Genomic DNA, 25,480 nt, shown 5'->3' with positions numbered 1-25,480 from the left:
ATAACACTGTCTTACCCTGAAAAAAGATGACTCGTAAGTAAGATAATTCGATGCTTGCCCTGGCGTAAAAAGTAGTCCCTCCGCAGATGTATTCAATTTATTTACTCTTAAACATTTATCTGCCCAAGAAAACTAATTTATCAAAAAGAGAAAGGGCTATATCGGAAAAGAAGCCACTAAGGGTTGGCCCACTTTGGGTCATAGCTATGTTCCGATCTTTATACTTTGGAGATTCGTTTGTCCTTAGAAAAAGAGGTTCCCAAAAGCTTCTTTTTGCGGAAAGTCTTTTGGGAACCCACTTTCTTCGTTATACGATTATCGACTATTTCACAATCGTTTTATACGCATTATCACCAATTACTATTATATAGGCTCCTTGCGCAAGGAATACAAATGAGACATTATCCAATCTTTGTTCCACAATAAGCTCACCGTTGCTTTGATAGATCTTGGCATTTTGTCCGTCTGCACCTTTTATCTGAATGCCTCCTGCAAGCCCGATGACCTCAATCCCGGAATATATATTGGAAATGCCATTGGGAATCTGGAGAGCAGCCTTATTGGTAGGCAACGACTCGCCTTTGTCATAGACAGCGGTTACCAAATAGGTATACTCTTTACCCGGTTCCACATCGGTATCTCTAAATTCCCGGGCAGTTACGTATTCGGTATTCCGTTTCTGTCCGTCACGATAGACATTATATCCTTTTAGCTGTAATTCTTCCGGTTGAGCACCTGCTTTTATATAAGAAATATCGTCTAATAGGAGTGCAAATTTCTTATCTGATACATTTCTGATCGCAAAATATTTGCTTCCTTTCGGCACATCAAAAGTATATTCTTTCCATCCCTTTACATTTTCGACATTAATCGTCTCACCAACCTTGACAAAGTGGTTCGGATCTTTATCGGAAAGAGAGTAAAGAAGCTCTATTTGCTCCGGCAGATAAGGCGCACCCATACCGGCTTTCGCAAAAAACTTGATGGTTTGAGCCGAGCCATCGAGCTCCGGAGATATCAGCCAGTCGTCATTCTGTTGCTTTATCAGTCCTTCTGCAGCACAGGCAAAGCTTGCCAATACTTGATTTCCTGAATAAGGATCCCAACTGGCATAAGGAATACCCGCATTATCTACATTGAACACCTGAAACGCCATAGGTTCGCCTGCATGAGGATAATCTATTGGTCCCATATCGGGGTGTAATGTAATTCGGATTGTTCTCTGCTTATCACGGTCTATCGTAGTCCAATCTCCGAAATTAGATATCAAAAAAGCTTCATAATCCTCAAAGGTATCGAGGGTTCGCTTATTTGCCCGATGAATCAGATCCGGAGCGGTCCAGGAAAGACGGACGTCTCCCTTTTCTGAAATTGCCTTAAGCTCGGTTGGTGTCGGATAGTCCGGATAGATAACGGTTGCTTTTACTTCATTTGAAGTATCGTTGCTCTGCACCTGATCTTCGGAGAAAGAGAGGGCTGCCGTATAAGTATTTACTTCAGGATCCAAGACAGACGCTTTTTCCTTGAAAGAGACAGATGCGATACCATCGGCATCCGCATATACTCCCTGTATACGGTTTACTTCTTTCCCATTCTTAAAAAGAACTACCTCATAATCCACTCCGTATACTTCTTGGGAGGTGTTATTCCGAAACGTAAAGTCAAACTTTCCGTATTCGTTGGTAGTTATTCGTTCGGGACCCGAAAAGCTCCAGGCCATAAGGTCATAATCACTTTTCTCTACAATGGATACATTGTCATAATCGGCAAAATTCTCCAAAGTATGCATTGCTTTCCCCTCAAATCCTATTTGTATAAAAGATGCGGTCTTATACTCCTCAGACAGCTCTACACTGTAGCGGTTCCACCCCGTATCGCCATCCTTTCCTTCCAAACGCAGCAAGGGAACAAATCCTTTGTATTCGGGAGAAATGCTGACCGTCAGGGAATCACCGACTCCGTTGAAGCGTACCCAAAAGTTTAATACGGGTTTTTGCAGTCCTCTTATATCTATTTTGGGGGATTCGCTTCGGGCTGATTTACCAAGAGATGTGGCAGAGAAGGATTGCATACCTCCGTCGTTGTCTTGTGGTAGTACGCCTTTGAAGTCGCTCATACAGTAGCAGTACGCTTCGCCTATCTTCCCGTTTGTCATTTTCGTAAGCCAAGGACCGCTTTTCATTGTAGCTTTGGGGAAAGACTCTACCATAGGAGCCTTAACAGCAGGCCCGGCAATAGCCGTACAGGTCTGCCATGCTTTTCGACCGGATCCGGCATCATTCACGGCATAAACGCTATAGGCCTGAAAGAGTTGCTTGTCTTTGACCGGAAGCTGGTCATCGTAATATGTATTCTTTCCAAGATTTCGATCCGAAGTTTCATATCCGATTGAAATATAATAGGTCAGATTTTCGGGATCGATATAACCTCCGTTCATTCCTTTCTCGGGGGCATCCCAGGAAATATGTATACGTCCGCTTTGCTTCAAGTCTTCTACGGCACGAAGGTTTACTACCCCTCCGGGAACGTCCATGCCCACATATATTCGTTGAGACTTATCGATACTCTCTACGCCATCCGCTGAAACGACTAATACTGAATAGGTATGCAGCCCGGTAGGAACATAGGTATCTTTATAAGAATATTCTGTCCCCGGTACCGCTTCCGTTATTGTGTTAATTGTTTTGCCGTCTCGATTAATCCGGATGCTAAGCTTGCCCTCTATTTTTTCGCCTGAAAGGAGCGTGGTGGGCGCATTAAAGGTAATATGAGCCTCATTTGCTCCCTTTTCTCCGGGAATGACCTTGAAATCGGAAACAGATTCCGGCGCTGTCACGGGAATCTCGATTATGCTCAGATTATCGATATAAATAGAGCCTCGGTTGGCCTCACTTATGGCATGGATGCCTATGTATGCGATGCCGTCGGAGGTCGCCCGGAAGAAGGTGCTCACGGGGATGTTTCTGTTTTGCACTGTAATCTCCATCGGATCTATAAGACGAATGGTCATACCTTCTGCCGAAGGTTGTGTGCCGAGAGCTACTTCAATGCGTTCTACCGGATAAGTGTTGTTTGCGTTAAATGTCACTTTGTATATAGCGCCTTTATTCATCTGAACAGGCGGAGTGATAAGCCAGTCATCGGCAACATTTGCATTTGCACTGTAACCTACTTTTTGCCCTATATCGGAATAGGTCCATGTATTAGTGTCATTATTGCTGTCAAGAATGACAAATCCATCGATATCCTCTTTTCGATCAAACTCATTGAGATAGGGAAGCACCAGAGCATTGCCTATTTGTATTTCTTTCGAGATCAAAGGTAGGCTGATAAATTGTCCGTTCTTTGCAAATATCTTGTAGTAATATACATGCTTTTGCAGAGAAGTTATCTTGTCAGAAATAGAGCAAGTCGCCAGATTTTCCGCCAAAATAACGGAGTCTTGTTCGCTACCTTTGATAAATCTTACGATTTTGTAGCTCAGGTTTTTGTCATCCAGAAAACCCCCTTTTGCACAGCCCGACGGAGCTTTCCACGAAAGCGTTATATCTTGCCCCTGTGCTTCAAGCATACAATCTGATGGAGCAAGAGGAATACCGTATCCGAACCATGCTGTGTCGCAAGTCATTCGACTAGTTGCATCGGGTTTGCCTGCAGTCGCTTTTATTGTGGTTGTAACACCGATAACGGCGCTTCCTTCCGTACTGACGGATATGGGTAACGAAACTTTCTCTCCCGGTGCTCCGGTACTACTCTTCATCAATGCTCCATTTATGCGTACGCACCACTGCAATTGCGAAGGCAAATCTCCGCCGTCCTCCCCCTTGGAGGGTAAGACAAAGGATACATCGGCAGTATTCAATGAGGTTAGCGTAACCTTCAGATCCGTTACTTCTTTGGGAAGTGCCATAAGATCAGGAGCTTGCCACAGAAATACACCCGTAAACTGCTCGCAGGTAGAGGTTCCCTTATCGGCTCCGAAGTCTGCAACCAATTTAGTCGTCGCATCCTCCGGATTTATCTCGAATACACCGGTATCCCAATATTCATTGTAAGTAGAGAACCAGTATATCTTTCCACTGTCGTAATCACAGGTTGCACTCTGCCACATAGCGTTGGTTTCTACCTTCGTACTTCCCACAAGGGTACATTTGGCGGTATACTTGTCTATCTTGTAAAATTTACCGCTTGCTCCGATACCATAGAGTTTGCCCGAGAGATTAGCCGTTAAGCCTACCATTCTCTCTGCAAGCTCTCCAATCGGCTCGGATCTAAAGGATGAGGTGCCGTTTGCCTCGGACATGACAAGTCGTCCGAGCGTTTGAACTTTGGAATAATCCGAATTGGAGAAACAGCCGAAAATCTGCCGGGTCTCCGGATCAAAAGTCAAATCGGAAGCGATAGAAGAAAAAGAAACACTTGTATATTTTTGCTTAAGCGACCAGTCCTTCGTATCATAAACATATAACGTAATGGGGAAGGTAACCTTACTCCCTTTCTCGGTATAATTGATACTATAATAAAGCCCTTGAGCAAAAGTGCCACCTCCGTAGGTGCGAATCCCCTTTTTAACGAGCTTTATTGCTCCGGGGGCACTCGGGGAGAAGGTGTATATTCCATCGCCCTCATAATACGCACCATGTTCGTAAAATGTACCGATAATGCTCCCATAAAGTTTCAAGTCGGAAAGCTTTGTTTGTGACGGTACATATTGTTGCCCTCTTAGTATCAGGGGCATACTCAGTATCCATAGCATCAGATACCGAAATAAATACTTTGTCATCCTTTGCGACATAATATCGTTTTTCCTAGGTTCCCGCAGAGTGTCCCAAAGAATCCATTGCGATGAATTTGTGGATCATGCACACCGGGTCGCATTAGGGCATTTCTGCATCAAATTTCGTTTTGCAAAGATATTATATTTATTCTGTATGTTTAGTAGAAATATCATTGAAATTATGGACAGCTAGATGTCTTAGTCTTGCTATTGGTACTATAAAAGGCAGAAAAATAGGGACTATACACTTCGTCTGTATAGTCCCGTTCTTCCGAAAAATTATTTCCCCACTCGTTGACTTACCTCGTGTATTTGGATTGGGTGGTTGATACTTCGATTCTTGTTCTTTCATATATACAGATAGTAAAGAATATCGAAGCCTCATCACTCTATATCTATCCATTTAATGGTTGTCTCATATTCATTATCCGCCGTGCAAGCACCTTCTTTGGTCAGTATGTAAATGGGAGCTTTGATTCGGCCACCTACAAACTCGCAATCCACACCACAGGTAATGATATAGTGCCACGACTCATTTGAAGTATCGTAATAGTGTACTTCACAATCATTTCCGGGTGCTCCGCAAGCTCCTGTGTAGATAATGGCATAAAGCCGATCACCCACCACCTTTATGTCCTTATAACCATAGGAGTAACTGCTTTCCGGAGGAGTAAATGCGGCTATAGAATGGGTTTGTTTATCTATTCTATACAGAAAAATAGAGCCGGATTCGTTAGTGGTGTAGCAGAAAAAGTCGCTTTTGCTTTCAATAGATATGAGCCGGGGTGGATCCATATAGTTGATTTTTCGGGTAACGGTAGTTGGTTCCCCCTTATCCGACCGGATCTTTCTTTCGGTCCAGTTGCCATAACGGTCTTTCGTAAGATCCTTTATGTTATAGCGGATAGTTTCCTTCCGTCGGTCTTGGGCTTCGTAGTCATACCACCATTCCGTATGGCGTTCTACGGTGGTGAACTTATTGTCTTTATCATAGAGAAAGTGATAGCTATTAACTCCGCCTTCTTGATCTAATAATTCGAGGTTAGCAAGGCTACGGCTTTGGGCACGATAAGTAAATTTAGCGTAGAACGTTCCCCCTTTTAGAGCAGTCAATCTATTCATATCGTCAAACTCCATATTATAAGGCCTATCGCCCAAATCGGAGTATTCTACTTCGGTAAGTTTCCCATCTTTGTCAAAAGTGAGATTTCTAAAAGGAAGCCCCATATTCTCACCGGAATATGAAACAGATTTAACCGGTCCTTGCAGTTCAAAGAGCTCGTAGTTATTGTCAGCACTCTGAAATTTTCCCGCCTCGTAAAGCTTTTGAAGAACTACATCATTCGATTGGACTGATTCTCCTTCACTGCTTTCAGTCTCTGCAATATCCTGTTTATCGGATTGCTTTTTGCAGCTTGAAAGCAGGAGCGTGATGGATATTAGAAGTAGTATTGCTTTGTGCGTATGTACCATAATCTTTGTAATGATAATGGGTTATTTGATTGAGACTTGGCAAAGTTATAACTTTATCTTTTAGCTTATCGCAGCACTTGTAAAGAGTAGATAAAGAGATCTCATCGCTACCACAAAGGGGATGGCTATTTAGATGCATCAAGGCGGAGAGCTTGCTTTGCTTTTTCTTCCGTAAGTAGTTTGTTCTCCTCATAAGAAGTTTGGATGCTCCCGCAAGAAAGCGTGTACAGCCTCTCTCATCCTATTGTAGTAAGCCGCTTCTCCACCGGGAATAGAGTACGACGGATGATAAGAGTTTACGATAATAAAGTGCTGCTTTTCCGAGAAATAGATCCATTCATCATTTCCCTCTCCAAAAGCCTTTACGTCCGGATATAACGCTCTCAAAAGCTCTGTTCCGTGCAGACGAGTGCAATCTAAGTAAATTGAAGCTCCCTTATATATCTCTAATTGCCTCAATAGCAAAGTGCGAGAGGTTTGTACGTAGTCAGCCAATACCTGTTTCTTGATAGAACTCTCTCCAGGTACTTTTTTAAGATTGATCCTTACCCAAGGACACGTCTCGAAGCACTCTTGAGCTACATCGGTAGCGGGATATTCGGGCATTAGGCCATCGCGATCAATATTTAGCAACCCATATATCCAACAGCGAAGATTGCGATAAAAGGTATACTGTATGGACGCAGTTGGCTCTTCAGAATTATTCTTGCGCCCATGCTCTTCTCTTATATCCCACGCTATGTCGTCATTAAGGTCTTTGGTGAGGATTACTAATCCCCGTTTCTTATTGCAATAGGATTTCCATTCGGTCTCTTCGTTACCGGGCAGTCTCCCCCAGTAACCATTGGCGTAGTAAAACTCCCCCAGGTAATGCAATCCATCTCCGGATACTCCTTTGCCATTATCTAAAAGCTTCTGAAATTCTTTGAAGATGCGTTCTTCTTGCTGATGTATAGACTCCATGGGTACTAATGAAAATAAGATTTTTACAAAGGTATATTTTTAGCGTAAAAAACTATATCGGACAGCAATAGTTCGCTTTCCCTATTATTCCAGATATTCAAGGATGTCTGTTTCTGTCACTATTGAAAACAGATTTTTGACGATGTTATTCTCAGGGTAACTTTCAATATACTTTTCAGCTACAAGACAGCTTCTTTGCACAAATTGTTGCTGAGTTTCGCCTGTTTCTAAGTTGCAATACCAACTGTCACAACTATCCGTTATAAGTTCGTTATTAAAGCAGTACACATCACCTCCCAGAATAGGGATGTGATTCTTCCTTAATCTAGAAATGATGTTAAGTGCCTGCTCTTTGGGAAAAGCATAAGCATCAATCCCCAACGGCATTAAGGAATAATAGCTCTTCATATCCGTTCGCTTTGAATGATCGTTGTTGTGGTACGTTTCTACTGAGTTGCTCGCTCTACATGGTCTCATCCTTGGAGGCGGTAGTTACCTTTAGGGCTATAATATAAGATTCCCTTTTTCCCATTCATCTAAAGTTATTTTAGCTGTTAGCGAATGAATATTGTTGTCACTCGCAATAGTTTGCAAAATTTGCCTGGCATTGCGTTCAAAAATAGGCAAAAGATATGTTGCTGCCCACATACGCACACCAACAGATTCGCTATATAGAAACTTAGACAATTGCTTTAGGTTATTTGTCTCTTTTAAATAACGAGCACTTTTAGCTATTACCTGATAGCTTTTGTTTGCTTGTGTGTAATTACCAGCTTCTGTTGCTTCGGCATGCTTTATTGCAGCTTCTTCAAACCTCCTACAAGCCGTTTCTATTCTTTTTAAGGATTCCATCCAAATTTCTTTAATGTTTCAATTCCAAATTTATATGCATCATAACTTTGAGTACTTAGCCATTGGCATACCGTTTTACCACCGGTAAATGGCCGGATAGAAGAATGATACCCTGAAGCTTTTGCCTGAATGCTGCCTGCACCCAGCTTGATTTATATAGGATACACTGCGCAAACTATTTTTACGGCTAAGAATGGCTTTTATCTGATAAGACATATTTTATTAGAAACAAATAGTAGCAACTATACAATGCGAGCAGTATGAACAGCCAAGCAAGGGAACGCTTGGGATATACATCTAATATACTTAGTGCATATATGCAGGGAATAATAAGCGGAATAAAGAAAATAAATTTGCTTTTACGCCAAAATAACAATAGCAATAATAGGAATTGGATAGTAAATAGTATGCTTGCCCAAGCGATTATAGCCACTCCATAAGCCACATTAGGATGGGCTACAGGAGCTAATCTACTTATCAGGCTCATGCTTAATAAATAGATGATGCTAATTATTACATTCACAGCGACTGCGAGGAGTATTCTCATATCAATGGCTTAGATAAAACGGAGGAACTAAGAAATAAAGCAATTTTAATTTCATTTGTCTGTGTCTATGATCGTATAGCTGCGGCTCAATTTGTCGTTTCACTTTTGCCTTTATGAAAAGAAACTCACGCACAAAAGTAATAACAACTTTTTTCTTCATTTGCCCAACGCAATAGCATCTTTGAGACTCACCGCTCAGAAGCCCAAATCAAGCAATTAATTAAAGGAGCATGTCGTATACCGTGATCTTGCAGTCAAACGCCAAGCGGAACTCTGGCTCCAGCATAACGTATCAGCGAGGAAGAATCCTCCCTCTCCACCGACCGCCAAACGATTGACATCTACGTGGGGGACAACTTTGGCCAGCTTCAGCATCTCTCCTTTGACTTTAGCAACGAAAAGAATGAATAGGACTCTTACTATGATAAGAAATACAGAACGTCCCCCGTAAGTTCACGAGGGACGTTTCTTAATCTCTAATCCGAAAGTCAATCGCCTTTTCTGTGAATATGTGGCTTCAAAGAAGGTGTATTCCCAGGAGTCTCTTTGTTATCTCTCTGTCTCCTGTCTGGCTTACCAGTGCTTATCGCGATTCTTTTTGGTCCAGGTTTTATACTCATAAAATGTAACACCAGTCCTTTAGCTGGGGTCTTAATGTTAGACATACTTTATCTCAAGCAATTATCGTGCCAAATTCAAGGGGCAAAACAATTTAATGACAGATTTGGCACTTCTAATGTATTTGTAATTAACCCCTTTTCCTACGACTTTCTTTTGCTTCTTTGCTTTGGTCGCCTGCTCGTACTCAAAGACAAAGAAAAGAAGCCCCCGAAAGTGTTGCCGTCTGTCGGTTTCCTTTTGGGGGCTTTTGTTATTAGGATATGAAGATGTTTAAGCCGTGGCTTTCATTCTTTGCCTTATCAGCTGGTGATTGGCATTGACAAGGCTCACAATTTGGTCGTGGTATGGGCTATTTTGGTTGCACACACCACGGTTTTGGATTACTTGGAGTGTGTCAAGAGAGACCTCTATCGTTTCTATCCGCTTGCCCTCAATGGTAGCCGACAGAATGAGCGAGTTTTCTTTGAGATAGTACTCATTTGAAAATAGGCAGTGATGCAATTCAACTCCTTCGTCCATTTAGAGAATGTTGCGCGAAGTGCTATTCTCGCACATATGATTCATCAAATGTGCTAAGACTTTGCCCGAAGGATGAGATGCCACGCGCTGAGGGCAAGGTGCACGTAGGGCACCAGGCACACACAAAAGGATAAGGGTGATGGGAGCGTATAGCGTACGTGACCGAGCCCGAATTCCGAAAGCAACGAAGCAGATCGACTTTGTGCAATAGTCTCTTAAAGTTATTTGGTTGGTGCTGGGGTAGACCTAGGGAGCTTGAAACTGACAGGGATGGTAAAGCGGGCTCTTGCTGGCTGGCCATCCTGCATACCTGGCTTCCAATTGGGCATCGCATTGACCACTCTTAGCGCCTCGTTGTCTAGTGACTCATCTATGCCCCTAATGACTTTGGCATTGGAGACGGAGCCATCCTGCTCGATGATGAATGTGACGATCACACGCCCTTCGATATTGCCGTCAACAGCCTCCTTTGGGTATTGGATATTTTGGCCGAGCCACTCCATCATTGCCTTTTGTCCGCCTGGAAACTCAGGCATATCATCTAGGTACTCAAAGACCTTTTCCTTAACCTCTGCAGATTGTTGGGTTTTGAAGCTGATTGGAACAAAGAAGCGGGCTCTTGCCGGTTGTCCATCTTGCATGCCTGGTTTCCACTTAGGCATGGCATTGATCACTCTTAGTGCCTCTTTGTCTAGTAACTCGTGGACACTTTTCTTTACCTCGACATTGGAGATAGAGCCATCCTTTTCGACAATAAATGAGACGATTACACGTCCCTCGATATTGCCGTCTACAGCATTCTTTGGGTATTGCATATTTTGACTGATCCACTGCATCATTGCCTTTCCACCTCCTGGAAATTCAGGTAGTACATCTTGCTTTTCAAAGACTTTGTCTTCGGTTGGTGGCGGAGCCACTTCTGTGATGGTGCTTGCTTGGGCTTGCTTGATGGTGACCATCTGAGTACCGAGTGCCAAAAAGGCAAGTACTGGAAGGGCCGAAAGTGCGTAAACTATGGCTAGTTTCTTGTTGGTTCTGTTCTTGCTGTTCATCATTATGATTCGTTTCTTTAGGTTTTGCATAGAAAATGAGAGCGAGGGTAGCTCTACCTTTCGGCCTAGTGTACACTCCAGTAACTGGTACTGGTAGGTCTTTCGATCTCTTCCCTCTCGCAACACCCCTTGGTCTGCTAGGTACTCAAGGTTAGTGCGCAGTTGTTGGAGCAATCCCCACGCACATGGATTCCACCACTGTAAGGGCTGCAGCACCGTACTAATGATGATATCCCAATAGTGCTTCTGCCTGATGTGCTCCAGCTCATGCGACAGAATAGTGGGTGTGATATCGCTTTGTGATAATGACTTGGGGATAAAGATCGCCCTGCCAATCGTGAAGGGGGCTAGCTCTTCATCTACCTCATAAAGTGTGGCGTTGTGACTGAGCTCGCGCTTCGTGGAAGTACGGCATAATCTATAGAGTTTGTACCCGCCAGAGGTGAGCCAGATCAGCGTACTTGCTGCACCAATAGCCCAAGTTGCCATCAGCACTCTGGTCCAGTCAATAGTGTTTCTCTTTGTAGCAGGTGCAGTGATGGTTGGTTCCTCCTCTATCACAATGGTGAAACTGGGGAGTAGCTTGTCTTGTGCCTCCTCTACCTCCCTTTCTGGTACTGCTAAAGAGAACAGAGGGAGCAAAAGGCTAAAAACGATGGCGAGAAGGTAATACCACCGCTTGGCTCGGAGTAGAGTGCTTTTGCGGAGCAATACCACTCCGAGGAGATAAAAGAGAGCAATCCCTATCCCCGACAGCCCTAGATATTTCAACCAAATCATCATACCACTTACTCCTCTTCAATTAGTTTCAAAATCTCTGAGATCTCCTCCTTGCTTACCTTCTCCTCCTGTGCAAAGTGCTGTACCAGACTTTTGTACGAGCCTTTGAAGAAGTTGGCAACAATGTATTTGATGGTCTTGTCGGTGTACTCCTCTAGGCTTACCAAAGGGGCATAGAGGTGTCCACGTCGCTTCCCCGTACGAGTAACATACCCTTTGCTCTCCAGTTTATTGACCACCGAAGCCACCGTGGTGTAGGGAGTATCCGAATGCTCCATCAGGGGGATAGCATCGCTTATCTCTCCCTCTCCAATATGCCATAGTGCACGCATAAAATCCTCCTCGAGAGGGGATAGTCCGTTTAGAAAGTTTAGCTCACTCATATTGTTGTTATCTACGATCAATATCCTTGCTACGATTTATTCGTAGCAAAGTTACGACAATTTCGTAGATAAACAAACTTTCACCCAATATTTTTATCCTACATCGCTAGAAGTGGCTCGAACAAGCAGACGATTCGGGTGTTAGACATGTCAAACAAATCGCTAAAACCATCCGGTTCTATCAATGGGGCATTCTAAATTGGTATGATCACCCCATTTCCAATGGGGTGGTCGAAGGGATCAATAACAAGATCAAAGTCCTCAAAAGGATTGCCTACGGATACAGAGATGTGGACTACTTTCAACTAAGACTTTATGCTCTCCACGATCAGGTCATCACACAAAATCTCGGATGAACCAATATAATGTCCAAAAGTTCGCAGTATGGCTACTAGAGCTTGTCTTCCCGCATCGTTCCACCAATAATGACCAATCTCAATGACCGAGGTCTTTGCTCTGCAACCTTTCTCCATACCTACAACAAGGAGAAACATTCGCAACACTTGATACGCCCCACAAGTGGTTAGGAGCGTGAAGTACTGCTTCTGTTGTAACTTCCGCGCTCTTGTTGTCTTGACTTGCAGACTTGCCCTACATTGAGGGCAAGTGCAAGTATCTATAGGCTGCTCCAACATCCACTATAACCACAATCCATACAAGTCGTACGACCTTTAGGTAAGCGGAAGGCAAAGAGGTCGATGCACTCTCGGAATGCCCACTGATGCTGTGCTTTTGTTATCGGGCATAGTCTCGTACTCAGTGCCATTACGGCTTTCTCAAACTTGTTCCTAGGTTTCATAGGGCAAGGGTGTCAAATAGTGTGGGCTGGGATTGTGTAGAAGATGTTGTCTCGGTTCTTTCAGTTCTCTTGGGTCGCTCGCTTCGCTTCTGCAATTTGACAAGTTCCTCTTGTTGGTATTGCTTGATAGCTTCCTGCCGTGCTTGCTTTTTCTCTTCTTCGGAGAGTTCTACAACGTGATTGACCACAACATTGCAACCAGCTACTTTGTCAACCTCTATATCTCCTCATCAGCAAAGCCATTACAACCACTTCTTTGCACCTCACTCAAGATGTAGAGAATGCACTCCTCTATGTTCTTATGGGGCTTCTGTAGATTGGGTGCAAACAAAGGGTCTGTCATCGCACGTCCATTAAGGTATTCGGCTATCGTTCGGGTAAATTGTTCTGTTCCTTTCATTGTCTTATCGGTATTAGTGCTGTTAATGCTTGGGTATCTCTACGATTTGGTTGATAGGTCCATAGAGGTAGTTGCGTAGGCTGGTGCGGTCGGGAGCATAGTACTCTGCCCACTGTCCATATTGATTGACGAGGTACTTCTTCAATACATCGATGAAGTCAAATCGCCATCCTTGTAGCGGTACGGCAGAGCGGAAGTAGGTATTGTTGAACTGCTTGAGAAAGTTGGTCATAAAGTTCTTCAGCAGTCCATCTTTGCTGTTGAACTTCAGAAAAGTTGCCTGATTAGCTTCAAGTGGCTCAGTTGTTTTGAGCTTGCCCTTATCATCAATCCCCGAAACGATGGTGAGCTTCCCCGCTTCTTACTGGTTCTTTACTTCGGTGCGATCCTCTAAAACCAACACGTAGTTGTCATTGCTATTTGCTTCCATAAATCACTCTGTTTGATTTGAATAATACCTTTCAGACAGCAAATATATAGGCTAAAATCACCTCTTCTAAGTTCCAGAGAATTATAAGGAAAGGAAGTGATGAAAAAGAAAATTCGCCCAAGATTTGGTAGTTTGGGTAGTTTGATTTTTTATGTCAAACTTGGCACTCAGAAGGAACATTATTACAGTAGTACTAAGCGATGATAAGTAAGAGTGAAGAACGTAGGAATCAAATACTCGTTGGGGCATTCAAACTCTTTTTGGTGAAGGAGTATGCGGATGTCACTACGGCGGATTTGGAAGAAATAATCGGATTGTCTAGAGGAGCTATATACTATAAGGTAAAGAACAAAGAAGGGCTATACAGAGCGGTCATTGACAAATTCGTCTTTGAACTGTCTTACCCTGAAAAAAGTTGACTCGTAACTAACCTAATTATGAGTACAATGAAACAGACAAAAGACACAAAGTCTAAGCCCGCACAGGGATCAACAAATCGCCCAAGCAAAGGACATACCACAATGGTCGAACGGCTTGAGGCACTCAAGCGCTATTACATAAATGGCTACTCTGTCAAGCTTCTAGCGAGCCAGTACGAATATTCAATTAAGAAATGCAACTCATACCTATAAAAAATGGATCGCACCCTAAGCACAATCCAACATATTATTCAGAGAAGCAGAGAGAGAAAATCTACCCCAAATTGCCTGAGTCAACTAAAATCAGTATCTTTGAAAAGTCAAGCAATTCATTCTAGTTTGATGACAAAAACGATGTCAACCGATATCCGTTTCAGCCAAAAAAATAAGTTAACCATTTTCAGGGAACGACAATTCAAACAGGCAACAGCCAACGCTTGAAGTTCTAAAGAAGATAGCCTCTATCCTATCTATGGAAATGAAAGATTTGATTGTGGATAAATAAGACTAATAGCAATGGCAAAAAAAACGATACGTGTTATTGACCTATTCGCTGGATGCGGAGGTTTATCTCTCGGCTTTCAAAATGCAGGCTTTGAGATAGCTGCCGCTTATGATTTTTGGGATGAAGCAATAGCCATATATAAACGCAACTTTGATCACCCTATTTACAAGCGTGACTTAAATGATATTGATGATCTGAGTGATATGGAGGCATTTAGATCCAATGTGATTATCGGTGGGCCTCCTTGCCAAGACTATTCAAGTGCCGGACATAGGAACGAGAATCTTGGCCGCGCTCAACTCACTATTAAGTATGCCGAAATTATAACACGGATTCGACCGCAATTCTTTCTAATGGAGAATGTTCCCAATATACAAAAGAGTGAGAAATTGGGAATTGTCTTATCCATGTTCAAAGAAGCTGGCTACGGAATAACTCGCATGGTAATGGATGCGAGTAAATGCGGTGTACCTCAAAAAAGAAAGCGATACATCGTCATAGGTGGTCTGAACGAGAATGATGGTTTCTTAGACAGCCTCCTATTAGAAGGACAGAGCAAAAAGAGTATGACATTGAGGGATTATTTTGGAGATTCGTTGGGATTTGAATATTATTTCAGAGTTCCACGTTCCTATTCACGACGTGGCATATTCAGTATTGACGAGCCATCTATGACTATTAGAGGCGTAGATAGGCCTGTCCCATCTGGATATTCTGGACACCCTAATGATCCAATTCCATTAAATCCATCTATTCGAACACTTACGCCTCAAGAACGTAGCTGGATACAAACATTTCCACGCGATTTTGATTGGGGCGAAGGCTGCAAGACAAACTTAAATCTTGCAATAGGGAATGCTGTGCCTGTAAAATTGGCAGAGTATATTGCACGATGCCTAAAACAGTATATCAATGGCAAAAAATAACTATCGACTAATAGACCTCTTCGCCGGGTGCGGTGGAATGAGTCTCGGATTCCAAAATGCAGGATTTGAGGTTATTGCAGCGTATGATTTTTGGCAAGCAGCCATAGATATATATAAGGAGAATTTCCAGCACCCTATTTACAAGGTTGATTTGTCTCAAAAGAATATAAGCGAAGAACTTGTGGCTGCAAACCCGGACATAATCATAGGAGGGCCACCATGCCAAGACTTCTCCATAGCGGGCAAACGCGAATTTGAAGGTAAACGTGCCAATCTAACCCTGATATATAGTAATATTATTTCAGCGGTTAAGCCTCGTTGGTTCGTCATGGAGAATGTGTATAATATAGAGAAATCTCCCGTGTTTGCTCAAGCCGTATCAAACTTCCGAAAAGCTGGATATGGCATAACAAAACGAATATGGGACGCCAGTTATATGGGGGTTCCTCAAAAGAGGAAACGATATTTTGTAATCGGAAAGCTTGGCGCCCCCGATGATTTCCTCATGCCCAGTTTGTTAAGGGGACTTACGGAGAAACGCATGACAGTGAGACAATATCTAAAGGATTCTCCTTTGGATACAGAATATTACTATATGCACCCACGTAGTTATGCACGAAGAGCCATATTCTCTATTGATGAGTCAAGTGCAACTATTAGAGGCGTAAATAGACCGATTCCTTCTAGCTATCAATTCCATCCCGCAGATAAAACAAGAGACATCAATCTTGTTCGCTCTCTTACATCAAAAGAGCGGAGTTATTTGCAGACATTCCCTGCAGAGTTTATATTTGTAGGAGCTAAAACAGATATAGAGCAAGCTATTGGCAATGCTGTGCCTGTCAAGATGGCTGAATATATTGCAAAGCGAATCATAAGATACATGATGGATTATGATTGACGAGAACGCCATAAGACAACGCTTGGAAAACTTTGAATTTCAAGGTTATGCGAAAGCAGTTTCTAAACTGCTTTCTGCATTCGGTATACTTGAAACAACCATCGCTAAAATTACCTCTAAAATAGACCAAGGTGAAAGCGGGCCATTTTACGTATATCGACGTGCTGTTGTGTATTGTACTGAAGACATGGTGTCGGCGGAAGAGTATATCTCTGCCAAACGGACTATGCCTTTACTAATTGTGTTCACCACACGTCAGATTATCATTACCAATGAATATATTGGTAGGGTTATATGCGACTATGTGGATGTTGCTACATATATCAACTATCTGGCTCCTTTGCAAAGTTGGGATATAAATCGCAATGATCACTATAGTACCTTAGAACTTGACAGCCTCGTGGAATCATTGTACCGAGAATTAATATTGAATGGCAACGATGAGGAAAACACACGTTGCTTCATTTTCTCTCTTCTCTATATGGCACATTTTAGCACTTTGCTAGAGATGTCACAGGTACAAGAAAGTATCAAGGGTTATAATAACAGTGATAAAGAAAAGCTATCCAAGGTCTTTGATTTGTTCTTTGAATGGAAGTGTCCCTTTGTTACGGATAATACACGGGGCTTACTATTGAGCAACGATGTATATAAGTATATCTTTGCGATACTACAATTTGACACGAATTTGATTGATGCCGAATTCCTTACCTCGTTAATCTATAAGATGACAGGTAAGAATGAGGCTGGATTGTATGGGCATCAAACCTCATTTATAAATGTAGAAAAGCTGTTGCAACCATTATTCCTAAATGAGATGCAACGGAAGGCGAATGAATCTACCACAGAAAATGTGTCCCAAGTTGTAACAGAAATATACGATACAAGAGTCTTGGACCCGACCAATGGCCCTGGTTGCTATTTGGTCGCTTCCTACAACGGTTTGCTTCAACAATTGCGCGACATTGAGACCAAATTCGATATCACATGTGGAGACCCCTTGCATATTGACCAGTTTATAGGACTAGTGTCCAATGAACTGACGCGAGAACTTTCCCGTCTAGCACTTACATTTGTGCATAGTTCTGAGCTGAAACGTCTCGGACTTCTAAGCACAGATTCGATACAGGACACATACCATCAGTTGGCTATTCACGTTGGAGATGAACTAAATACTCCATGGGAAAATTATGTCCGCCCTGCAGATGCAGATTTCATGTATGTTGTTGGAAGCCCTGATTTTAAGGGCAACAATAGGATTCCAGCGTCTGCAAAACAGGCTATGTTGCGTATCTTCAAAAGCGAACAACTAAATAGTGCCGATTATTGTTCAGCATGGCTTATGAAAGCTGCCAGGTTTATTTCTGGCACTTCTGCAAAGGCTGCGTTTGTTCTTACGAATTCGGTGTCACAGGGTACACAATCAACTTTCATTCTAGACAAAATAAATGAAGCTGGTTGTGAATACATCTTTGCACATAGGTCTTTTAAATGGAAGACATCCAATGACAATAGTGGCGTAACTGTTGTTATTATTGGAATTGGCACAAAGGGGCGGTTGTCAAGGAAGTATCTATTTGAAGGAGGCAAAGAGTTCCGCTGTCAAGAAATCGGCGCGAGTCTTTTGCCCGATATTGATATACGTGTGAAGCGCCGGACAACACCACTGTCACCATTATTGCCACATATGTGCAAGGGCAATATGCCAGATGGGGCTACTTTCTTGACATTCACGTCAACCGAATTAGATGCTCTCCTGGACGCATATCCGGAAGCAACCAAATTCATTAAACCTCTGTATGGAGGCGAGGAGTTCGTTAAAGGAAAACCGAAATGGGTTTTGTGGATAACAGACAATGAATTAGAAGAAGCCAAACAGATACAAGGAATCGCTGACAGAATAGAGCAAGTACGCCAACAACGCCATAAGCCAAGTTCAACCTCTTCAGATAAGAGCAAAGCGAATCCACATAAGTTTAGGGAGGACCGAACTACAAGTAAAGGAAAGGTCTCGTTAATTGTGCCTTGTGTTACATCTGAAAACCGCCAATATTTTCAGATGGGCATTCTTGGGACCAATGCTATCGTTAATAATAATGTTAGCGTTGTTTTTGACTGCGATATATGGCTATTAGCACTTTTGGAATCTCGGATGCATGAAGTCTGGGCTAAGAATGCCTGTGGAGGGCATGAAACACGTCCAAGGTATTCAAGCGCACTATGCTATAATACTTTTCCTGTTCCAGACTTGACATCCAAACAAATATCTACGTTAAGAAATCTATCAAGAACGCTACTTGAGGTGAGGGAAAAGTATTGCGACAAATCATTAGCCGACATGTACTTGAATATGCCGCCTGAATTAGTTCGGGTTCATAAATTGATAGATGATACCGTGGATTCATACTACAGGAACCAACCTTTTTCTTCAAACGGAGAAAGGTTGATGTGGTTAAAAAACATGTATAATACGCTTATAGACAATGAATAATATCTTCAATACGACATACGACAGGAATGGTAGTAGCGTAACAACAAACGCTATGGGAATGCGCGAAATGCAGCAGAGAATATATGAGAAATATGCTTCTCAGTATCTTTTGCTGAAAGCTCCCCCTGCATCAGGCAAATCAAGGGCTCTTATGTTTGTAGCCATAGAGAAGCTCAAACAGGGTCTGGTAAAAAAGGTCATTGTAGCAGTTCCTGAGCGTTCAATCGGGAAGTCATTTTGCAGCACCAAACTCAAAGCAAATGGTTTCCACTCGGACTGGGTGATATCTCAGAAATACGACCTATGTTCGCCGGGCGTTGAGCCAATGAAGACAAAAGCGTTTGCTGCCTTTATGGAGGATGAAAATGCGTCAGTACTTCTATGCACCCATTCGACACTGAGGTTCGCCTATGAAAAAATAGGTTGCCAGAAATTCAACGATTGCCTTTTGGCCATCGATGAGTTTCATCATGTGTCAGCAGAGGCAGATAGTAAACTAGGCGAACTTATCAGGGCTATAATGGCCGATACTAATGCTCACGTCCTGGCAATGACAGGGTCATATTTCCGTGGTGATTGCGTTGCCGTCTTGAGTCCTAGTGATGAACGGAGGTTTGAGAAAGTCACATACAACTATTACGAGCAACTGAATGGTTATCAATATCTGAAATCCCTCGGGATTGGTTTCCATTTCTACAATGGAGTGTATTTTGAAGCCCTGAAAGATTCTGAGGTCTTGGACTTGTCGAAAAAGACAATTATCTACATCCCTAATGTAAATTCGTCAGAATCAACGGGTGAAAAAATAATGGAGGTTGACCAAATACTTGGCTGTATTGGAACTTACCAATATACTGATGACTTCGGTGTCTATCACATATGTTCTAGTGATGGACGGGAATTGCGTGTTGCTGACTTGGTGAACGATACAGACTATGAGCAGCGTGAAAAAATCATGTCTTATCTAAGGGCTATCAAAAAGCCCGAAGATATGGATATTATTATTGCTTTGGGTATGGCTAAAGAGGGTTTCGATTGGCCTTTCTGCGAGACAACATTAACAATTGGTTATCGAGGTTCTTTGACTGAAATCGTTCAGATTATCGGTAGATGCACACGTGACAGCAAGAACAAGACCCATGCACAGTTCACCAACCTCGTAGCAGAGCCAAGTGCTAATCGTGAAGAAATCGTTGAAAGTGTCAACAATATACTGAAAGCGATATCTGCATCATTGTTAATGGAAGAAGTTATAGCCCCCAAATATAACTTCAAACCAAAAGAGACTTCAACTTCTACAGAAGGGGAAACTGATGGAGCTTCCAAAAACGATGATGGAAGCGGGCATACCATTTTCATTGAAGGGTTCCGTGGAATTAAATCGGATAGGGTAAAAGATATCATCGAGAATGACCTTGTGGATTTAAAGGCAAGAATTCTTCAGAATCCTGATGTACAACACGCAATCGGACAGAATGTACCTGCTGAGACAATTAACAATGGTCTAATTCCCAAGGTTATTCGCGAGGTACTTCCCGACTTAAACGAAGAAGAATCTAAGGAATTGGGCACGTACATTGTGATAGACTCCGTTCTGTCATACAAGGACGTGAAGGATATTAATGGTCAGAAGTTTTTGGAATTTGCTAACCGGCTAATTAACGTAAATGACATAAACATAGACCTGATATATTCGGTAACCCCATTCCATGATGCATACGAGGTATTATCCAAATCTCTAGATGCCCGAGTCTTCCGCTCTATTCAGGCATACATCAAATCGATGCGAATTGATGTAACCGATGATGAGGCCAAGGCTTTTTGGCCAAAAGTTACTGAGTTTGCCAAAAAGATGCAGAGAGAACCCAATTTGGATAGTAACGACCCATATGAGCGTAGATTGGCAGAAGTGCTACTTTACGCGAAGAGAAGAATAATGGAAAGTCATGGCTGAAAAGAATTCTGATTTTATAGACTTTTTGTTTCAGAACGACCCTTTAGGTTTGTTGAAAAAGCAACCTAAAGCTAAACAAAGATCAAATCAAACCGTTCTATTACAGAACTTCGAGGAAATTGTAAATTTCTTCGAAGAGCATGAGCGTGAACCTAAAAAGTCGGCATCTGATATATACGAATTTCAATTGTTCTGCCGTCTTGAAGCCATACGGAATAACTCTAAGATGGTAAAAGAGCTAAAAGAGTTTGATATGTATGGACTTTTGGAAGGGGTAAGCATATCCAATATCACTCTGGAAGACATCTTGGGAGACGATCCTTTAAATCTGTTGTCCGGTGATTACGATAGTTCTATCTTTGAGATGAGTCATGTGCAAAAGTCTGACCGCATACAGCCAGAGTATATATCGCGGCGCAAGTTCTGTCAGGACTTTGACACCTACAGACCAATGTTCGAATCGCTGCATAAGGATTTGGAAGAAGGCAAAAGGAAATTGGCTGTTTATCATCCACAAGATTTGGTCCCCGACAAATTTTATGTTTTGGGAGGTGTCATAGTATACTTAAAATCGGTGGATGGCGAGTCGAACCTATACCGCTTCAAAAGTGGTGATAGGCAACGCTTTGATGGTCGCACGTGTTGCATTTTTGATAATGGGACAACGTCCGATATGTTATATCGTTCACTAGACAAGGCTCTCCAAAAAGAAGGCTATGCTATAACCGACTTTGACGAAGAACAGCTTGTTGCTGAACGAATTGAAGAAAACGATCAGGCAAGAGGCTTTGTTTATGTCCTTAAAAGCAAACACGCCAAATTGCGGAACGTTCCTGATGTATATAAGATTGGGAGCACAACAACATCTGTAACAGACCGCATTAAAAATGCCGTCAATGAACCAACCTACCTTTATGCAGGTGTTGAAGTCGTGCAGGTTTATAGGTGCTATAATATCAAACCCCGTGAGCTAGAGGATAGGTTGCATACCTTCTTCGACCAAGTTCGACTTAATATCAACATCCCAGATGACAGGGGCGTTGTTATCTCACCGCGTGAATGGTTTTGTGTAAATATCAATGTCATTGGAGAGGCCGTTGACAAAATCATCCACAGAACCATAGCTGGTTATGTATATGACCCATCATCACGATCAATCATCGCCAAAAGTGCAAGTCTTGAACCAAAATTGGGTGATGCAGAACTTTACGAGAAGATAATCAATGAAATTAATCTCATAGGAAAAAGCATGGAGCAGAAGCCATCCTTGTATCAAGGTAAGGATGAAGAAGCCCTTCGAGATGTTTTTATCGCTATGTTAGAAAGACGATTTCAGTCAGTAACCGCCACAGCCGAAACTTTCAATCACATAGGGAAAACGGACATCCTACTTAAAGATGCGACAGATAGCTCCAATCTGTTTATTGGCGAATGTAAAATATGGCGTGGTAAAAAGCATTTCATGGAATCCATTAACCAACTGTTTGACAGATATCTTACTTGGAGAGATACCAATGCAGCACTTATGGTTTTTGTCCAAGGAACGGACCTTACTACTGTCATCAGTGTAATAGAGGATTCTGTCACACAGCATCAATATTACAAACGCACCTGCGGAAAGCATAATGAAACATCTTTAAGTTACATCTTCGGTTTGCCCCAAGATGGCCACAGAGAAGTTAAACTGGAAGTTGTGGTATTTAATTTTGACAAATCATAAAGCACTTATGAATGCAACAGATCTTAAAAAATGAATTGCCTTCATCCGTAAGTGGCTCTGTTCTAAAAGAAATCATGAAGGCCATACCAGTTTTATCCGCTTTTGTTTCAATAGCGGATAATTATTTTATGACATACAATACAATAATATGGTTGATACGTTGTACTATCGCTCATTGTCTCTTGTTTTATCTTCTATAGACAACGCTTGAGGTAGAGTAAGGTTTCCTTGCCCATAGGTGGAAAGGTCTGTAATTCGATGTAGTTTGTATAGCCGTCTAAGACTATGTTTGAAAGACCTCTATTGACCTCCTTTTAACTCTCCAGGGATATGCAACGTCTTCTTTCTCTACTATGTAGATGCGGTAAATACCTATCAGTAGAGGCGGGGCAATACCAAATAGAGGGAGAAATACTATCCGCTGTTCGTGATATCTTAGCACGTCAAGAGGCTTTATGTCACTTCAAGACGACAGATATCAAGTCCCTAGAGAATCAAACAGTTGACTTTAGATTGGTGCAAACCTCGGGCAATATGCTTCAAAAGCTACTTGGGGATATTGGCATCTAGCATCTCAATTTACTCCTTAATCAGATGAGAGAGTGTTTGGTCAGCTTTGATACGAGCAGTCTCAGAGTCTACGAGGGATAGCACCTCTTGCTTAACTTGGCGATAATTGGCTTCGCAGACTGTCGGAGCCATTTTCGTTTGTGAAGTCCGCTATGACGGGGATAGGCTGGTAAGCTTTCGTTTCAGCAGAGACCTTGGCAACATCCACAACGATCTCAGCGTGGAAGATTTTCTGATCGATGCGTTCGTCAAAATTGTCTGAGACAGCTCCAACGAACATACCCTGAGTGGGGTTGCGTTTCTATTGTTGTGCTATTCAGTAGGTGTCGTTTGCTTTGCTCATCACATTCGATTAAAAGCTATATTTTGCCTTCGCCCATACTTCTGAATTGTTTTTGTACGTGCTGAACACGCCCTCATTGCCTCCAAACCAATCATACCCGAGAGAGAGCTGAATGAAGTCATTCAGAGAATAGGCGGCAGTAAACCGACTAAACCAACCTTTATGGTTGAGGTCGAAATAGGTGAAGTTGGAGAGTTGTAGAGTGTTATCCAACAGCTTTTTAGACACATTGAGCGTAAGGAGTGAATTGTGACGCGGCTGTGCAATCTGGTCTTCGTACTTTAGGATGCTTTCAGAGGAAAACTGTGCCATCACCACCCAATCTTTGGGGGCATACCAATCGATACCCACGAGATAATTCACAGTGTTGAATCCCTTTTGTTCCTGATCAGACGCATCAGGTCTATAGCTGAAATGCTTCCCCACATTGAAGGCTGCTTCTCCTCGTAATACCAGTTGCCCTAGAGGCTTGGATATGTCTCCTCCGAAAAATCCCATTCGGTAGTATTGCGGAGAAACGACAATGTGGGTATCTGTAGGGCGATACGTAAACACGGGCATCTTGTTCCACGTATGCAATGCGGAGAGCGAAAAGTCCACTCCAGGCAAGGTAAAAGAGAGCTTTCCGCCATACTCGATATTGGCAAAATGAAGACTGGGGTGGCTCCCATTTTCTTCCCAGGCAATAGGCAGTGGGCTATCTTTGGGTAAAATGCACCATGGATTTATTGCATCGGTAGGTAGTTTATACCCTTCAAAGGTTGGCACGGCAAGCAGTTCCAATTTCATTTTATCGTTAAAAACGAAAAGGCGTAGGGCATTGACTGGCATCCGAATGTCATCATAGTCTTGTGCCAAGAACTCTGTCATATCCATAGGAGAGACCAAGTCGGTAATACGCACACCGTCTGCCGCCCCCCAAATGACCAATTGTCGCCCAAGGCGAAAGCCCCAATGGTCATCTCTATGGTCAAGATACGCTTCCCGCAGTTCAAAACCTGTACGCTCTTTTAATAATGCATTGTAAGTTGCGTTGAATGAGACAAAAAGCGAAGAGCCTTCAAAACTTTTACCTATCTCTCCCCTTATTCTCGTGCGCGAAGACATAAAGTTGTTCGGTTTTTCGGATCGGACGGCATGATAGGTATCCACAAATCCTTTGACTTGCCACGATGAAGCCACCTCTTCTTGACCCCATGCGATATGCAGGGGCAAGAAGAGAATAAACAGCAACAAGAATTTTGCTGAATGACTAGTTGTATCTGTCATTAGAATCGGCCTTTTTCCAAGGTGCTTACACTGAATTGAGCCTCGTTCATAGGGGTATTGAACTTAGGATCCTTAACCTCAAGAATCGTCTGATGATTAGTCTGAACATTGGTCATATGCAGTTTTTTTGCAATCCAAAAACCAGAAACCTTCACAATGTCCGACAATTCAAGGCGACGGTGTAGCTTCCCCATCTTGTCGTAGTACTCCACCTTAACGGCGATAAGGCAGTCTTGACGAATCCACGCCACCTTTCTAGAGTAGATCTCACGTTTGTCTTTAGGCGTGTATTCCAGCTTCCAGCACTTGTGTCCGCCAATAGTCTCTTCGCCCAGCAACTGGTGGGAGTCTTCGTCTACATTGCGACTACCCATATCATCATAGGTGAAGTCACTGCCCATAAAGTAATCTTGCTTGGCAGAAGAGCCACTGATGCGGCGGGTTTTCTTCATCGCGGGCAAGTAGAGCCATCTGTCATCGTCTTTATCTGGATTGTCGTAGTCCCAGGTGAGAAAGCCCGTTCCTTTTACATCTCCGGGATATAGGAAGAACATGATACTCTTACGGTCTTTTTTCCCCGCTCCCACGTCTATGGAGTAAGAGATAAGCTTCCGCTCGCGTATTGCCCCACGCTTATTGACCAGTTTCATGACCAATTCCGATTGACGGGTATCGCCATCGGGACGGTCTTTTACTTTTTGGGCAATCTCTCTGCCTGTCTGAGCCATTGCAGTGGCGGCAAAAGCCAAAACCACCAAACTTGCTAAAATAATTCTTTTCATCATG

Annotated in this window: 18 protein-coding genes and 8 pseudogenes; 11 read left to right on the top strand and 15 right to left on the bottom strand. The window is 42.7% G+C overall.

The window, feature by feature from the left end; all coding sequences use genetic code 11:
* Positions 1–322 precede the first annotated feature (322 nt).
* The 5 genes from ACLWMH_RS08480 to ACLWMH_RS08460 form a co-directional block, all read right to left on the bottom strand.
* Positions 323–4,783 carry a choice-of-anchor J domain-containing protein gene (locus ACLWMH_RS08480; RefSeq protein ID WP_411916228.1) on the bottom strand — a complete coding sequence of 1,487 codons (4,461 nt, stop codon included), beginning with the start codon at positions 4,781–4,783 and terminating at the stop codon, positions 323–325.
* Between the two features lie 378 nt (positions 4,784–5,161).
* Positions 5,162–6,250 carry a hypothetical protein gene (locus ACLWMH_RS08475; RefSeq protein ID WP_411916227.1) on the bottom strand — a complete coding sequence of 363 codons (1,089 nt, stop codon included), beginning with the start codon at positions 6,248–6,250 and terminating at the stop codon, positions 5,162–5,164.
* Positions 6,251–6,439: 189 nt separating this feature from the next.
* Positions 6,440–7,213: a hypothetical protein gene (locus tag ACLWMH_RS08470; protein ID WP_411916226.1), complete on the bottom strand. Its 774-nt coding sequence runs from the start codon at positions 7,211–7,213 to the stop codon at positions 6,440–6,442.
* 84 nt (positions 7,214–7,297) lie between these two features.
* Positions 7,298–7,690, bottom strand: coding sequence for an Imm40 family immunity protein (gene imm40, locus ACLWMH_RS08465; RefSeq protein ID WP_411916225.1), 393 nt, complete (start codon positions 7,688–7,690; stop codon positions 7,298–7,300).
* Positions 7,691–7,717: 27 nt separating this feature from the next.
* Positions 7,718–8,065 (bottom strand): hypothetical protein, encoded by a 348-nt coding sequence (locus ACLWMH_RS08460; protein ID WP_411916224.1) that lies wholly within the window; start codon positions 8,063–8,065, stop codon positions 7,718–7,720.
* Between the two features lie 260 nt (positions 8,066–8,325).
* On the opposite strand from ACLWMH_RS08460, the gene ACLWMH_RS08455 reads away from it, so the two are divergent.
* Together ACLWMH_RS08455 and ACLWMH_RS08450 are read left to right on the top strand one after the other, a co-directional pair.
* The gene (locus tag ACLWMH_RS08455; RefSeq protein ID WP_411916223.1) at positions 8,326–8,505 is read left to right on the top strand and encodes a hypothetical protein; all 180 of its coding nucleotides are present in this window, start codon (positions 8,326–8,328) and stop codon (positions 8,503–8,505) included.
* Positions 8,506–8,918: 413 nt separating this feature from the next.
* Positions 8,919–9,023, top strand: a pseudogene (locus ACLWMH_RS08450) (TraQ conjugal transfer family protein); the annotation flags it as partial.
* Between the two features lie 480 nt (positions 9,024–9,503).
* Here ACLWMH_RS08450 and ACLWMH_RS08445 read toward each other — a convergent pair.
* The 3 genes and pseudogenes from ACLWMH_RS08445 to ACLWMH_RS08435 all read right to left on the bottom strand — a co-directional run.
* Positions 9,504–9,752: pseudogene (locus ACLWMH_RS08445) on the bottom strand (PcfJ domain-containing protein); the annotation flags it as partial.
* 221 nt (positions 9,753–9,973) lie between these two features.
* Entirely contained in the window at positions 9,974–11,587 is a 1,614-nt protein-coding gene (locus tag ACLWMH_RS08440) for a TonB family protein (RefSeq protein ID WP_411916222.1), read from the bottom strand.
* A gap of 5 nt (positions 11,588–11,592) precedes the next feature.
* A complete protein-coding gene (locus ACLWMH_RS08435) occupies positions 11,593–11,967 on the bottom strand; it encodes a BlaI/MecI/CopY family transcriptional regulator (protein WP_066042316.1) in 375 nt (124 codons plus the stop codon).
* Positions 11,968–12,089: 122 nt separating this feature from the next.
* Here ACLWMH_RS08435 and ACLWMH_RS08430 point away from each other — a divergent pair.
* Positions 12,090–12,323, top strand: a pseudogene (locus tag ACLWMH_RS08430) (transposase); the annotation flags it as partial.
* A gap of 3 nt (positions 12,324–12,326) precedes the next feature.
* Here ACLWMH_RS08430 and ACLWMH_RS08425 read toward each other — a convergent pair.
* From ACLWMH_RS08425 to ACLWMH_RS08410, 4 pseudogenes are all read right to left on the bottom strand, one after another.
* Positions 12,327–12,766: pseudogene (locus ACLWMH_RS08425) on the bottom strand (PcfJ domain-containing protein); the annotation flags it as partial.
* A pseudogene (locus tag ACLWMH_RS08420) lies at positions 12,763–13,166 on the bottom strand (PcfK-like family protein). The pseudogenes ACLWMH_RS08425 and ACLWMH_RS08420, both read right to left, overlap by 4 nt.
* A 22-nt stretch (positions 13,167–13,188) precedes the next feature.
* Positions 13,189–13,374 (bottom strand): annotated as a pseudogene (locus ACLWMH_RS08415) (hypothetical protein); the annotation flags it as partial.
* A pseudogene (locus ACLWMH_RS08410) lies at positions 13,372–13,596 on the bottom strand (hypothetical protein); the annotation flags it as partial. The pseudogenes ACLWMH_RS08410 and ACLWMH_RS08415, both read right to left, overlap by 3 nt.
* 200 nt (positions 13,597–13,796) lie before the next feature.
* Here ACLWMH_RS08410 and ACLWMH_RS08405 point away from each other — a divergent pair.
* The 8 genes from ACLWMH_RS08405 (at position 13,797) to ACLWMH_RS08370 (ending at position 23,082) form a co-directional block, all read left to right on the top strand.
* Positions 13,797–14,015, top strand: coding sequence for a TetR/AcrR family transcriptional regulator (locus ACLWMH_RS08405; RefSeq protein ID WP_411916221.1), 219 nt, complete (start codon positions 13,797–13,799; stop codon positions 14,013–14,015).
* A 27-nt stretch (positions 14,016–14,042) separates the two neighbouring features.
* Positions 14,043–14,228: a hypothetical protein gene (locus ACLWMH_RS08400; protein WP_411916220.1), complete on the top strand. Its 186-nt coding sequence runs from the start codon at positions 14,043–14,045 to the stop codon at positions 14,226–14,228.
* A gap of 303 nt (positions 14,229–14,531) precedes the next feature.
* Positions 14,532–15,446, top strand: a complete 915-nt coding sequence (locus ACLWMH_RS08395; RefSeq protein ID WP_411916219.1) for a DNA cytosine methyltransferase — start codon at positions 14,532–14,534, stop codon at positions 15,444–15,446.
* Complete coding sequence (locus tag ACLWMH_RS08390) at positions 15,433–16,347, top strand: DNA cytosine methyltransferase (protein WP_411916218.1); 915 nt, start codon at positions 15,433–15,435, stop codon at positions 16,345–16,347. The genes ACLWMH_RS08395 and ACLWMH_RS08390 overlap by 14 nt, the downstream gene beginning before the upstream one ends.
* Positions 16,340–18,838 (top strand): type IIL restriction-modification enzyme MmeI, encoded by a 2,499-nt coding sequence (locus tag ACLWMH_RS08385; RefSeq protein ID WP_411916217.1) that lies wholly within the window; start codon positions 16,340–16,342, stop codon positions 18,836–18,838. Before ACLWMH_RS08390 ends, ACLWMH_RS08385 begins: the two co-directional genes overlap by 8 nt.
* Positions 18,831–20,792, top strand: a complete 1,962-nt coding sequence (locus tag ACLWMH_RS08380) for a DEAD/DEAH box helicase (RefSeq protein ID WP_411916216.1) — start codon at positions 18,831–18,833, stop codon at positions 20,790–20,792. The genes ACLWMH_RS08385 and ACLWMH_RS08380 overlap by 8 nt, the downstream gene beginning before the upstream one ends.
* The gene (locus tag ACLWMH_RS08375; RefSeq protein ID WP_411916215.1) at positions 20,785–22,512 is read left to right on the top strand and encodes a GIY-YIG nuclease family protein; all 1,728 of its coding nucleotides are present in this window, start codon (positions 20,785–20,787) and stop codon (positions 22,510–22,512) included. Before ACLWMH_RS08380 ends, ACLWMH_RS08375 begins: the two co-directional genes overlap by 8 nt.
* Positions 22,513–22,842: 330 nt before the next feature.
* Entirely contained in the window at positions 22,843–23,082 is a 240-nt protein-coding gene (locus ACLWMH_RS08370) for a hypothetical protein (RefSeq protein ID WP_411916259.1), read from the top strand.
* A 9-nt stretch (positions 23,083–23,091) separates the two neighbouring features.
* Here the strand turns inward: ACLWMH_RS08370 and ACLWMH_RS08365 are convergent.
* The 3 genes and pseudogenes from ACLWMH_RS08365 to ACLWMH_RS08355 form a co-directional block, all read right to left on the bottom strand.
* Positions 23,092–23,377: pseudogene (locus ACLWMH_RS08365) on the bottom strand (conjugal transfer protein TraG); the annotation flags it as partial.
* Positions 23,378–23,434: 57 nt separating this feature from the next.
* Positions 23,435–24,694, bottom strand: coding sequence for a DUF1302 family protein (locus tag ACLWMH_RS08360; RefSeq protein WP_411916214.1), 1,260 nt, complete (start codon positions 24,692–24,694; stop codon positions 23,435–23,437).
* Positions 24,694–25,479, bottom strand: a complete 786-nt coding sequence (locus tag ACLWMH_RS08355) for an outer membrane lipoprotein-sorting protein (RefSeq protein WP_411916213.1) — start codon at positions 25,477–25,479, stop codon at positions 24,694–24,696. The genes ACLWMH_RS08360 and ACLWMH_RS08355 overlap by 1 nt, the downstream gene beginning before the upstream one ends.
* Position 25,480 lies beyond the last annotated feature (1 nt).

It is taken from the genome of Porphyromonas miyakawae (genome assembly GCF_045865415.1).
Classification (GTDB): Bacteria; Bacteroidota; Bacteroidia; order Bacteroidales; family Porphyromonadaceae; genus Porphyromonas; species Porphyromonas miyakawae.
This window is presented reverse-complemented; position numbering and strand designations above follow the sequence as displayed.